At 63.1% G+C, this 12,670-nt stretch carries 13 protein-coding genes; 3 read left to right on the top strand and 10 right to left on the bottom strand.

What is annotated here, in order from left to right; all coding sequences use genetic code 11:
• Nucleotides 1–11: 11 nt before the first annotated feature.
• The 9 genes from ASU23_RS16105 to ASU23_RS34265 form a co-directional block, all read right to left on the bottom strand.
• Nucleotides 12–1,370 (bottom strand): MFS transporter, encoded by a 1,359-nt coding sequence (locus ASU23_RS16105; protein WP_042446679.1) that lies wholly within the window; start codon nt 1,368–1,370, stop codon nt 12–14.
• A 184-nt stretch (nt 1,371–1,554) separates the two neighbouring features.
• On the bottom strand, nt 1,555–2,550 hold the full coding sequence (locus tag ASU23_RS16100; RefSeq protein ID WP_042922846.1) for an amidohydrolase family protein: 996 nt from the start codon (nt 2,548–2,550) through the stop codon (nt 1,555–1,557).
• Nucleotides 2,551–2,553: 3 nt separating this feature from the next.
• Nucleotides 2,554–3,075, bottom strand: coding sequence for a 3-hydroxyanthranilate 3,4-dioxygenase (locus ASU23_RS16095; RefSeq protein ID WP_058038251.1), 522 nt, complete (start codon nt 3,073–3,075; stop codon nt 2,554–2,556).
• The gene (locus tag ASU23_RS16090) at nt 3,072–3,524 is read right to left on the bottom strand and encodes a RidA family protein (protein ID WP_007732394.1); all 453 of its coding nucleotides are present in this window, start codon (nt 3,522–3,524) and stop codon (nt 3,072–3,074) included. The genes ASU23_RS16095 and ASU23_RS16090 overlap by 4 nt, the downstream gene beginning before the upstream one ends.
• Nucleotides 3,521–4,294, bottom strand: a complete 774-nt coding sequence (locus ASU23_RS16085) for a 2-keto-4-pentenoate hydratase (RefSeq protein ID WP_003943526.1) — start codon at nt 4,292–4,294, stop codon at nt 3,521–3,523. The genes ASU23_RS16090 and ASU23_RS16085 overlap by 4 nt, the downstream gene beginning before the upstream one ends.
• Before the next feature lie 42 nt (nt 4,295–4,336).
• The gene (locus tag ASU23_RS16080; RefSeq protein WP_042446666.1) at nt 4,337–5,812 is read right to left on the bottom strand and encodes a 2-hydroxymuconic semialdehyde dehydrogenase; all 1,476 of its coding nucleotides are present in this window, start codon (nt 5,810–5,812) and stop codon (nt 4,337–4,339) included.
• A 126-nt stretch (nt 5,813–5,938) separates the two neighbouring features.
• Nucleotides 5,939–6,724: an MBL fold metallo-hydrolase gene (locus ASU23_RS16075; RefSeq protein WP_007732381.1), complete on the bottom strand. Its 786-nt coding sequence runs from the start codon at nt 6,722–6,724 to the stop codon at nt 5,939–5,941.
• Nucleotides 6,724–7,194, bottom strand: coding sequence for a RidA family protein (locus ASU23_RS16070; protein ID WP_003943508.1), 471 nt, complete (start codon nt 7,192–7,194; stop codon nt 6,724–6,726). Before ASU23_RS16070 ends, ASU23_RS16075 begins: the two co-directional genes overlap by 1 nt.
• Nucleotides 7,195–7,199: 5 nt before the next feature.
• Entirely contained in the window at nt 7,200–7,364 is a 165-nt protein-coding gene (locus tag ASU23_RS34265) for a hypothetical protein (protein WP_003943454.1), read from the bottom strand.
• Between the two features lie 53 nt (nt 7,365–7,417).
• Between ASU23_RS34265 and ASU23_RS16065 the strand changes: the two genes are divergently transcribed.
• Complete coding sequence (locus tag ASU23_RS16065) at nt 7,418–8,431, top strand: ArsA-related P-loop ATPase (protein WP_037130910.1); 1,014 nt, start codon at nt 7,418–7,420, stop codon at nt 8,429–8,431.
• Nucleotides 8,431–9,609, top strand: coding sequence for an ArsA family ATPase (locus ASU23_RS16060; protein ID WP_007732380.1), 1,179 nt, complete (start codon nt 8,431–8,433; stop codon nt 9,607–9,609). The genes ASU23_RS16065 and ASU23_RS16060 overlap by 1 nt, the downstream gene beginning before the upstream one ends.
• An 18-nt stretch (nt 9,610–9,627) precedes the next feature.
• Here ASU23_RS16060 and ASU23_RS16055 read toward each other — a convergent pair whose 3' ends face one another.
• Nucleotides 9,628–9,951, bottom strand: coding sequence for a WhiB family transcriptional regulator (locus ASU23_RS16055; RefSeq protein ID WP_007732375.1), 324 nt, complete (start codon nt 9,949–9,951; stop codon nt 9,628–9,630).
• A gap of 290 nt (nt 9,952–10,241) precedes the next feature.
• On the opposite strand from ASU23_RS16055, the gene ASU23_RS16050 reads away from it, so the two are divergent.
• Nucleotides 10,242–12,611, top strand: a complete 2,370-nt coding sequence (locus ASU23_RS16050) for a transglycosylase domain-containing protein (RefSeq protein WP_003943525.1) — start codon at nt 10,242–10,244, stop codon at nt 12,609–12,611.
• The last annotated feature ends 59 nt before the right edge of the window (nt 12,612–12,670 follow it).

Raw genomic sequence — 12,670 nt, 5'->3', positions numbered from 1 at the left:
TCAACCAGGACTCAGGCGTTTTCGGAGACGCGAATCTCCTCGTGCTCCAAGCCCCGCGACGAATCGGGGACAATCTTGAACAGTGCGATGGCGCCGACCAGGCTGATCGTGCACACCCCGGCGAGATACCAGGTCACACCGACCGAAGATCCGGTGGCGTCGAGCAGAGCCGTGGCGATCATCGGTGCCAGTCCACCGCCGAGAATTGCACCGCTCTGGAGGATCAGAGACGAGCCGGAATAGCGGACCTTGGCCGGGAAGGTATCGGCGATGATGCTGCCCTGGACACAATGTGTGACCGGAACGATCAGGCCCATGCCCAGGAACGCGATGACGGCGACCATTTTGTTCTCGGTGTTGAGGAGCGGGAAGAACACGATGCACCACAACAGGATTGCGGCAGATCCGCCGATGAACATGTGCCGACGCCCGTACTTGTCGGCGATCTTTGTCCAGAACGGGATGGAAAGGAACCACAGGACTGCTGCCGCGGTCACGCTGAGCACCAGGAATTGCTTGTCGTAGCCCAGATGTTGAGTTCCGTACGACAGGGTGAACACCATGAAGGCGTACGCCACGGCGGAGTTCGCCAAGCACGCGGCAAGCGTGAGAGACAAACGGGGGAAGCCGACCTTGAGCGACTCACGCAGCGGGAAGCGGACTATTTCGCCCTTCTCCATGATCCCGGCGAATGACGGCGACTCGGTGACGCGCAGGCGAATCACCAGACCGATCGCCACCAGAACGAAGCTGAGCAGGAACGGGATTCGCCAACCCCACGAAGCGAATGCCGAGTCCGACATCACGGCGTTGGTCGTCAGGAAGATGCCGTTGGCGAGAACCAGTCCGGCGGGTGTGCCCATCTGAGGGAAACCTGCATAGAGATTCTTCTGCCCCGCCGGCGCGTGCTCCATCGACATAAGTGTCGCGCCGGCGCCTTCACCGCCCAGACCGATGCCCTGAACGACGCGCATCGCCACCAGGAGGACGGGCGCCCAGAAACCGATGGAGTCGTAGTTCGGGATGAGGCCGATGAGTGTGGACCCGATGCCCATCATCACCAATGAGACCACGAGCGTGGCCTTGCGCCCGATCCGGTCACCGAAGTGCCCGAACACGAGTCCACCCACCGGCCGTGCAATGAACCCGACGGCGAAGGTGCTGAAGGCAGCCAGCGTGCCGGCCGTGGGGCTCAGGCTCGGGAAGAATTGTTTGTTGAAGATCAACGCGGCGGCTGTGCCGTAGAGGAAGAAGTCGTACCATTCGAGAGTTGTGCCGGCCAGGGTTGCCATGGCAACTCGGCTACGGGCCGCTTTCTCCGGCAACGGCTTTCCGTCGCTCGTAGTGCTGTTGGATATCTTGTCTGACATCGCGGAACCTATCGATTGGATGGGGCAGGCGGACGATGAAGTCTGTAGTCACCGACCCCGTCTTCGGGATTGTCGGTATCACGAGCGTCGTCGATCGTTGTGTTTGGAATTGTGCTCGCTCGAGACATGACTCACAAATGCCGAATTCACCGTCCGCCATACCGGAAAAGGTATAGCCGGGGCCTCAGACGAGACCCAGGAAGCGTTCGGCATTCCCCCGCGAAATCAGTTGGCGCGCAGTATCGTCCAAGAACTCACTCTTGCGAACCACCTCACCGACCGGACGCTCCCCCAAGGGGTACGGGTAATCACTACCCACCATCACACGGTCCACCCCCACCGTGTCCACCAACAGTCGCAGCGCACGCTCGTCGAAGACGACGGAATCCACGTAGAACCTTCCCAGGTAGTGCGACGGCGGGAACTGCGACGTACCGATGATGTCGTTGCGGCCGTGCCAGGCGTTTTCCATCCGTCCCAACCAGAACGCGAAAGATCCACCACCGTGCGCAAATCCGATCTTGAGACGATCGTCGATCTTGTCGAACACCCCACCGAGAATCAGTGCGAGTATCGACAGGTGCGTTTCGGCCGGCATCGCAGTGAGCCACTGCGCCATCCAGCGATCGAGGCGCGGAGAGTTGGCCATGTCCCACGGGTGCACGAATACCGGCACGTCCAGCGACGCGCAGTGCTGCAGGAACGTCACCACGCCCTCGCTGTCGAGGTCCAGATCGCCGACATGATTGCCGATCTCGACACCGCGGTGCCCGTTCGCGATGCACCGCTCCAACTCACGGCACGCCGCGTCGGTGTCTTGCAGAGGCACCTGGCAGAAGGGAATCAAACGATCCTTCGCCGGCTCCACGATCTCGAGTGCGAGGTCGTTGAAGATCCGTGCAATGCGACTTGCCTGCTCACCGCTCCGGCCGTAGTTGAAGAACGCCGGAGTAGGTGAGACGACCTGCGTCTGCACGCCGTCGGCATCCATGTCCCGAAGCCGCACCTCGGCGTCCCAGGCATCGGACTGGATGCGGCGGAACTCCTTGGTGCCCATCATGATCATTGCTTCGGTTTCCGACTCGACCTTCAGCCACGGCGCTTGCGGCCCCGCGTCTTCGGTCAGATCCGGCCACCCGTTGGGCACGTAGTGGGTGTGGATGTCGATCAGGTTGCTCATAGCTCAGCCCTTGCCGGGATGGAGCGTGCCGCACTTGTCACACGTGCGGGCTTCTTCGCTCTCGTAGAACTTGACGAACACCGGCGGAAGGTCGGCCACGATGTCGCGCACCTGAAGTTCGACCCCGTGAATCTTGTGATCGCATTCGAGGCAGTACCACTGGAACTTCTCGAGCGTGCCTTCCTTGCGGACGCGTTCGATGACCAGGCCGATCGAGCCCGCGGTGGGACGCTGCGGCGAATGCGGAATGTCTCCTGGCAGCAACCAAGTTTCACCCTCGCGAATGTCGACGCGCTGAGGACCGTCTTCGGTCATGACATTGACGTGGATGTCGCCTTCGAGCTGGTAGAACCACTCCTCGTACGGATCGAGGTGGTAGTCGGTCCGCTGGTTGGGGCCGCCGACGACCTGCACGATGAAATCGTCTCCGAGCGCCATCGTCTGATTGTTGACGGGCGGCTGCAGGAGGTGGCGGTTGTCGTCGATCCACTTCTTGAAGTCGATGACGGGAGGAATCGTGGTCATGATGCATTCTCCGTATCTTCGGACGCCGAGCGTCGGGAGGCGGGCACGTACGCCACGCCGGAAATTTCGATGAGCAGGTGAGGGTGGGGCAGCTGGTGAACAGCCACAGTCGTTCTCGTCGGACCGTTTTCGTCGAACAGTTCGGCGTACACCTCGTTGTATCCGCCGAAGTCGTTCATCGACACCAGGTAGGAGGTGACCTGAACCAGATCACTCAGTTCTCCGCCCACTTCGGCGAGAATCGCCGTGATGTTCTCGATGACGGCACGCGTCTGCGCCCGAATGTCGAGCGCCGTGGTCCCCATCTCGTCGACCTCGACGCCGACAAACGTGTTGTCGGGTCGACGCGAACTGGTCCCGGAGACATAGACGAAATCGCCGACCACCTTGACGTGGGGGAACTTTCCGCGCGGCTTCGCCAGCTTCTCGATGACCTGCGCCCCACTCATCGCTTCACACCTTTCACCGTGACGGTTCCGAGTCCGTCGATCGTGCACTGTGCGACGCCCTCGTCGAGTCGCACAGCTGCTGTGGCGGCACCGGCCAGAATTACCTGCCCGGCGCGCAACGGGATTCGGCGTCGACGAGCGATGTCGAGCAGTGCATGCAGAGCTCGCACCGGATCGCCGAGAATGGCCGACGTGGAACCGACTACCGTCTCGCCGCCGACTTCCATACGTACGGAACGGTCTTCGACGTTCTGTAGCGGCAGCCACCTCCCGATCACGTACCCGGCAGCGCTGGTGTTGTCAGCGACGACGTCGGTGTAGGTGAAGCGGAAGTCGCGGTACCGCGAGTCGATGATCTCCATTGCGGGAGCCAGTGCGTCGACGCAGGTTTCGATGTCGACGTTCGGATCGTCGAGATCGACGTCCTTCGACAAGCGGTATGCCACTTCGGGTTCGATCTTGGGATGAATGAACGTCCTCAGGTCGACTTCGCCGCCGTTGCTCACGCACATCGCGTCGGTCAACTGACCGACGATCACTTCGGAGACACCCATCTGCGCCATCTTCGCTTTGCTCGTGAAGCCGAGCTTGATGCCCACAATCGATTCACCACGGCTGGTGCGCCGTTCGAGGAGTTCGTTCTGGATCCGGTAGGCCTGGTCGATGTCGATGGTGTGTTCGTCGGCGAGGCTCGGCGTGTCGGTGCGCGTCTGCGCAGCGTCGTCGAGGCGACGCGCGAGCGCGGATACGGTGTCTTCGGGGGCTGTCATCACGCCTCGCTCATTTCTGGAAATCTTTTGCGGTTTCGATGTTCACAGTTGCACACATACATTCGTCGGTTCGGTGTAGAAGTGCAGCGAGGACTCGCCGCCCTCACGTCCGATGCCGGACAGGCCCATGCCGCCGAAGGGAGATCGCAGTTCGCGGGTGAACCACGTGTTGACCCAGGAGATTCCGACGTTCATCTTCTGCGCGACGCGGTGCCCGCGGCGCAGGTCGTTGGTCCACACGGAGGCAGCAAGGCCGTACTCGGTGTCGTTTGCGAGGGCGATCGCTTCGGCTTCGGTCTCGAACGGAATGAGTGCTGCGACGGGTCCGAAGATCTCCTCGCGCACGGCGCGATCCTTGTTGGTCAAGCCTGTCCACAGGGTGGGTTCGATCCAGGATCCGCCCGACAGTTCCTGTCCGAGGTCCGGAATACCGCCGCCGGTCAGCACTTTCGCGCCTTCCTGCTCGGCGATCTCGAAGTAGTCGAGTACCTTCTTCCGGTGTGCCTGCGAAATGAGCGGTCCGGTCGTCGTTGCATCGAGCGTCGGGTCGCCCAGACGCAGTCCTGCTGCCCGCTCGACGAGTCCACCGGCGATGTCGTCGAAAATGCTGCGGTGCACGTACACCCGCTCGGTGCACAGGCAGACCTGGCCGGTGTTGGTGAACACCGACTTGGTCAGACCCGTCAGAGCCTCGTCGATGTCGACGTCGTCGAACACGATCGCGGCGTTCTTGCCGCCGAGCTCGAACGAGACCGGACGGACCCGCGGGGCAACGGTTTTCATGACATGCGAACCCGTTGCCGAAGATCCGGTGAAGGTGACGCCGTCGATACCGGGGTGCGTGGTGAGGAACTCGCCGGCCGAGTTCGCACCGAATCCATGGACGACGTTGTAGACGCCGGCAGGCAGGCCGACCTCTTCGAGCACCTCGGCCAGCAACGACGCAGTCGCCGGGGTCTCCTCGGAAGGTTTGACCACCACGGAGTTTCCGCACGCGAGCGCGGGCGCAACCTTCCAGGTCAGGAGAAGCAGCGGCAGGTTCCACGGAACGATCACGGCGACGACGCCGAGCGGCTTGCGGATCGCGTAGTTCAGCGCCTGCTTGCCGCCCGCGAGATCCGTGACAAACGATTCCTGTCCCGCCGCGGCGACGATGTCGGCGAAGGTGCGGAAGTTCGTCAGGGCGCGCGCGACGTCGAGTTCGCGTGCCTGCGTGATCGGCTTGCCGGTGTCCGCCATCTCTGCGGCGACGAACTCTTCGAATCGCTCCTCGATCCGGTCGGCGGCGCGTCGCAGCAGAGCCGTCCGCTCTCGAACCGGCGTATCGGCCCAACCGTTGTCCAGAGCACGTCTGGCAGAGGTCACGGCCCGATCGACCAGGGCCTTGTCGGCCTCGTGGACCCGGGCGAGAACACGGCCCGTTGCTGGGTCGACCTGATCGAAGCTCGACGACTCGTCGGGTTCGACATAGGAGCCGTCCACGTAATTGCGGATCCATCCGTCGCATTGTGAGGTCATGGACTAACTATTGGCCCGTGACCCATATCAAACAAATGCAAAAACTGCCGCCAGCTATACCTCGATCGGCATAGATGGCGGCAGTTCGGCCACACAACTCAGCTCTGCATGTCGGCGCCGAGCGCCTCAGCGTCGCAGATACGCCAACTGCACGTTGACGGATTTCTCCGCGACCGGCCACAGCTTCGGGTCCACGTCGGAGTAGACGTGTTCGACTACGTCGCGCACCGAGGCCGACTCCCCCAACGTCGACAGAGCGGCCCGCACCTGATCCAGACGCTCCTCGCGGTGGGCGAGGTACTGCTGCGAAATCGCCTGCAGATCGGGTAGGTCCGGACCGTGCCCGGGAAGAACCGTCAGTCCTTCGCCGAGTGCGGCCAGCGATCGCAGCGAGGTGAGGTAGTCCCCCAGATCGCCGTCGGAGTCGTCGAGAACTGCCGTGCCGCGGCCGAGAATGGTGTCGCCCGTCAGCACGCTCGCATCGTTCTCGATGACTATCGACACCGAATCCGCGGTATGGCCCGGCGTCGCGAGGATCCGCAACTTCAGGCCCGCTACCTCGATCACTTCACCGTCGACAAGCGCCGAAGCGCCCCCGCGAAGAAAAGTTGGGTCGACGGAACGCACTGGAGCCGAAGTCAATTCGTGGAAACGGTCCACCCCGCCGGTGTGGTCGTAGTGCCGGTGCGTGATCAAGGTCAGCGCTACCGGACCGATACCAGCGACACGTTGCAGGTGTTCCTCGTCGTTGTCGCCTGGATCGACGACAACACACTCGACGCTGCCCGGAGCATGCAGAATCCAAGTGTTCGTACCGTCCAGCGTCATCATGCCCGGGTTGTTCTCGAGCAAGACCGAAGCGATGTCGGTGACGCGGCGAAGCTGCGCGTAGGCGGGATGGACAGTCGACATCAGCGAACTTCGACGATCAGTTCCACCTCGACCGGAGAGCCGAGGGGAAGTTCTGCCACGCCGACTGCCGAACGGGCGTGGATACCGGCGTCGCCGAGCACCTCACCGAGGAACTCGGATGCGCCGTTGATCACGCCGGGCTGACCGGTGAATCCTTCGGCGGATGCCACGAAGCCGACAACCTTGACGACACGGACGACGTTGTCGATGCCGACCAGGGCGTCGATGGCAGCGAGAGCGTTGAGCGCGCAGGTGCGAGCCGCGGCCTTGGCGTCCTCATCCGACACGCCCGCGCCGAGCTTGCCGGTCAGCGCCAGTTTTCCGTCGACGAACGGGAGCTGACCCGACGTGTACACGTGGTTGCCGCTGCGAACCGCGGGAACGTAAGCAGCGACGGGTGCCGCGACGGCGGGAAGTGCAATGCCCAGTTCGGCGAGACGCTCCGACCAGGTCTGTGTTGCCTCTGCCATGTGATTCAGCCCTTCGGACGCTTCATGTACGCGACGTGCTGCTCGCCCGACGCGCTCGGCAGGACGGCGACGAGTTCCCAGCCGTCGACACCCCAGTTGTCGAGAATTGCCTTCGGATTGTGGACCAGCAACGGAGTCACGGTGTATTCCCAGGAAGTTATTTCGCTCATGCGGTGAGCCTATCCCGCGTACATCTTCGGCCCCAGACTTATAGGCTCGCGGTGTGGTTGCATCCCAAGATGAGCTGAGCAGGACCTGGCCCGAGTCTGCGACGAAGGCCCGCCTGCACTTTGTGTCAGGTAAAGGCGGAACCGGTAAGTCCACGGTTGCCGCCGCGTTGGCGCTCGCGTTGGCCGAAGGCGGCAAGCGCGTTCTCCTCGTGGAGGTCGAGGGCCGCCAGGGAATCGCGCAGCTCTTCGACGTACCACCGCTTCCACCGCAGGAGACCAAGGTCGCGGCCGCCGAAGGTGGCGGTGAAGTGATGGCTCTGGCCGTCGACATCGAGACCGCGTTCCTCGAATACCTCGAAATGTTCTACAACCTCGGCTTCGCCGGCCGGGCGATGCGTAAGTTCGGCGCCATCGAATTCGCCACCACAATCGCTCCAGGCCTTCGCGACGTTCTGCTCACCGGCAAGATCAAGGAGTGCGTCATCCGCACCGATCGAACCGGCAAACGCGTGTACGACGCCGTTGTCGTCGATGCTCCCCCGACCGGGCGGATCGGCAGCTTCCTCGACGTCACCAAGGCGATGGCCGACCTCGCCAAGGGCGGCCCGGTGCATTCGCAGAGTGAAGGCGTCGTTCGGCTGCTGCACTCGCCGGAGACCGTCGTACATCTTGTTGCGCTTCTCGAAGCGCTGCCCGTTCAGGAAACCGCCGACGCCGCCGCAGAACTGGCGCGTGACGACCTCAACCTCGGTGCCATCATCGTCAACCGCGCCAGCCCGAGGTTCTTGCCCGAAGACCAACTCTCCGGTGCTGCAGCCGGCAACATCGATGCAGCTTCGATCCGGTCGACGCTCTCCGATGTCGGCATCGATCTGTCCGACGACGACTTCGCCGGCCTGCTCACCGAGACGATCGAGCACGCGTCGGTGCTCGAAGCTCAAGAATCCAGTGCGGAGAAGCTCCGCGAGATCGACGGCGCGCGGGTGCAACTTCCCGCACTCGCCGACGGCGTCGATCTCGGTGGGCTCTACGAGCTGGCCGAATACCTCACGGAACAGGGCGTGTGATGACCGAGACCACCGAGAACGTGACGGTCGGCAGTTCCAGGACCGGCCGACGCGCAGCTCCTGCCCTCGATATTTCGGCGATCATCAAGGACCCGACGGCCCGGATCGTGGTGTGTTGCGGCGCAGGTGGCGTCGGCAAGACCACGACGGCTGCGTCGCTGGCGTTGCGGGCAGCCGAAGAGGGCCGACGCGTAGTCGTCCTCACCATCGATCCGGCCCGTCGCCTCGCACAGGCCTTGGGTGTGGCCGAACTCGACAACACTCCGCAGCCGGTGAAGCTGGGTCCCGAGGCCACGGGCGAACTCCACGCGATGATGCTGAACATGCGTCGGACTTTCGACGAGATGGTCATCGAGCATTCGAGCCCTGAGAAGGCCGAACAGATCCTGGCGAATCCCTTTTACCAAACCGTTGCCACGTCGTTCTCCGGAACGCAGGAGTACATGGCGATGGAGAAGTTGGGGCAGCTGGCGTCGAACGACGCGTGGGATCTGGTGATCGTCGATACCCCGCCGTCGCGCAATGCGCTCGACTTCCTCGACGCTCCACAGAGGCTCGGAACATTCCTCGACGGACGGATGATCCGGCTGCTCTCGGCACCCGGCCGTGGCCTGACCAGGCTCGTGGCCGGCGCGATGGGATTGGCTCTGAAGGGTGTCTCGACCATCGTGGGAAGCCAAATGCTTTCGGATGCATCGGCATTCGTGCAGTCGCTCGACTCGATGTTCGGCGGTTTCCGTGAACGCGCCACGAAGACCTACGAGTTGCTGCGTCAGCCGGGGACTCATTTCCTGGTGATCGCAGCGGCCGAACCCGACGCTCTCCGTGAGGCGGCGTTCTTCGTCGATCGCCTTGCGGGTGACTCGATGCCGTTGGCCGGTCTGGTTCTCAACCGCACTCACCCGACGTTGACGGCTCTGCCTGCCGATCATGCGGTAACCGCCGCCGACAAACTGGAAGCGAAGGAAAATGCGACCGAGGCCGAAGCCCTCACCGCAGCCGTTCTCCGCATCCATGCCCATCGGGCAGTGATCGCGAAGCGAGAAATCGCCTTGCTGAGTCGATTCACCGCAGCTCACCCGAGGGTGCCGCTGATCGGTGTTCCGTCGCTACCGTTCGAGGTCTCGGACCTCGAGGCGCTGCGCGCGGTGGGAGATCAGCTCACTCGTAAGGGCTGATCCCCCGATCGACCTGGATCAGACTGCTGAGTGATGCTGGCGCTGGTCTTCGAAGAACTCGGACCAGGAGTCGACGTCGGGGTGCTGCTTGAGCAGTGCACGGCGCTGACGTTCGGTCATTCCGCCCCACACACCGAACTCGACACGATTGTCGAGAGCATCTGCTCCGCACTGCATGAGGACCGGGCAGTGACGGCAGATGGTGGCTGCCTTGCGCTGTGCGGCGCCACGAACGAAAAGTTGGTCGGGATCGACCTCGCGGCATCGCGCCTGAGTTACCCAGGCAATTCGTGCCTCGGCCTGCTCGATGTCCAAACGGCTACTCGGGGTGGCTGTGTACATTCTGGGTCCCCTCTACAAAGTCTGACCGTCGCCATGAGGCGAGCAGCGCACCATCCCAGCCGTCTCGCGGTAGCACGTGAAAGCTGAGACACATTCGTGATCGAGTGTTACGTCGATCACACTGATCACAATTTAGGTAAAGAACGCCCCTAACGCAAGACGGTTGGGAGCATTTTTTGGTACGGCAGTACAAAGCGCGTGTTCAGGAGGTTTTGAACACCCGCAAACACTGAAACCGGTTCCAATGGGTGGGCACACGTACTCTGTAGATCGTGTCGATTGCAAAAACAGTGGCGAAGCTCGCCGGAAGCTCCGCATTGGCGGGTGTCCTGGTCGCAGGGGTGATGTTCCCGGTGGCCGGCGGATTCGGATTCGCGTCCAATCGCGCTGCCGATACCGTCGACAACGTCTCGGCCGAACTGGTCGAAGGCACGGTCCCCGCGGTGTCCACCATGGTCGATGCGGCAGGCAATCCCATTGCCTGGCTGTACGACCAACGACGCTTCGAAGTCCCGAGCGAGAAGATCTCCAACAACATGAAGTTGGCGATCGTCTCCATCGAGGACCGCCGGTTCCCCGACCACAAGGGCGTCGACTGGCAGGGAACGCTGCGCGCCTTCCTCACCAACACGACGACCGGTGAAGTGCAGCAGGGCGCGTCGACACTCGATCAGCAGTATGTGAAGAACTACCAACTGTTGGTCGTGGCCAAGACGGATGCCGAGCGCCGCGCTGCCATCGAGACCACCCCGGCCCGAAAGATCCGCGAGATCCGGATGGCGCTGACGCTGGACAAGGAACTCACGAAAGACGAGATCCTCACCCGGTACCTCAACCTCGTACCGTTCGGCAACGGATCCTTCGGCATTCAGGACGCGGCTCAGACCTACTTCGGCGTCGACGCCGCAGATCTGACCGTTCCGCAGTCCGCGATGCTGGCCGGCATGGTTCAGTCCAGCTCCGCGCTGAACCCGTACACGAACGTCGAGGGCGTGACCGAGCGTCGTAACACCGTGCTCGACACCATGATCACGAACATTCCGGATCGTGCCGACGAGTTCCGTGCAGCCAAGGAAGAGCCCCTCGGCGTCCTCGAAACCCCCAACAACTTGCCGCGCGGCTGCATCGCTGCAGGCGATCGCGGATTCTTCTGTGATTACGCACTGAAGTACCTCTCGGATGCCGGAATCACCCGCGACCAGATCAACGAGGGTGGTTACCTCATCAAGACCACTCTCGATCCGCAGGTCCAGGCGTCCACCAAGGCCGGACTGAACGCGAACGCGAGCGCCAACCTCGACGGCATCGCGAACGTGATGAACGTGATCAGGCCGGGCCAGGATTCACACAAGGTCATCGCGATGGCCAGCAGTCGCACGTACGGACTCAATGCCGACGCCGACGAAACCGTCCAGGCGCAGCCGTACTCCCTTGCCGGTGACGGTGCGGGTTCCGTCTTCAAGATCTTCACGACCGCTGCGGCGATGGAGAAGGGCCTCGGCATCAACGCGACCCTCGACGTGCCCAAGCGCTTCGAAGCCAAGGGCATGGGTAGCGGTGGTGCGGCAGGCTGCCCGGTCTCGACGTACTGCGTGGAGAACGCCGGTAACTATCCGCCGACGCTGTCCGTGACCGACGCCCTGGCACAGTCCCCAAACACCGCTTTCGTCAAGCTCATCGAGGCGACCGGCGTCACGCCGACCGTCGACATGGCTGTCCGTCTCGGCATGCGCTCGTACGCCGATCCCAACACCTCGGGCTTCGATGAGCGCAGCATGGCCGACTTCCAGAAGGAACAAAACCTCGGTTCGTTCACCCTCGGCCCCACCTGGATCAACCCGCTCGAACTCTCCAACGTCGCGGCCACTCTCGCCTCGCACGGCAAGTGGTGCCCGCCGAGTCCCATCGATTCGGTCTTCGACCGCTACGGCAAGCCGGTGGCCGTCACCGAGCAGGGCTGTGAGCAGGTCGTCGAGCCCGGCTTGGCAGACACACTCGCCAACGCCATGAGCCGTGACGACGTCGGCGCCGGTACGTCTGCCGGTGCCGCGAGCAGCGCCGGATGGAGCCTGCCGATGTCGGGCAAGACGGGTACCACCGAGACCCACAAGTCCTCGGCGTTCCTCGGCTTCACCAACAACCTCGCTGCGGCCGTCTACATCTTCGGCGACTCCCCGACACCCGGCGAGATCTGCTCGAGCCCGCTACGCCCCTGCTACAGCGGCAACCTGTACGGCGGTACCGAACCGGCGAGATCCTGGTTCGCGGCAATGAACCCGGTCGCCAACAACTTCGGGCCCACCTCGCTGCCTCCGATCGACGAGAAGTACGCACGGGGATCACAGAACGGCCAGGTTCCCGAGGTTGTCGGCCTGAGCCAGTCGGCGGCGACGTCGAGGTTGCAGGCGTCCGGCTTCACGGTCAATTCCGTGACCACGGCGTCCGGAGCACGCGCGGGAACGGTCACCGGAGTTTCGCCGTCCGGGTCCGCGATCCCGGGTTCGACCGTCACGATCTACATCAGTGACGGGTCCGTAAGGGCTCCGGCAGCACCCGCATCCCCGGCAGCTCCAGCAGCTCCGGCACCGGGCGCGACTCCCCCGGATGCGACTCCGCCGGGAGGCGAACCCGCACCGCCTGCGGGGACCCCACCGAACTGACGGCCCTGAAAACTGACGGCTCTGAAAACAAGAACGGCCGCGATCTCCGAGTGACTCGG

The sequence above is a fragment of the Rhodococcus sp. KB6 genome, assembly GCF_001445685.1.
In the GTDB taxonomy this organism is placed as follows: Bacteria; Actinomycetota; Actinomycetes; order Mycobacteriales; family Mycobacteriaceae; genus Rhodococcus_F; species Rhodococcus_F qingshengii.
The sequence above is the reverse complement of the archived record's forward strand: the minus strand, read 5'-3'. Positions and strand labels throughout refer to the sequence as shown.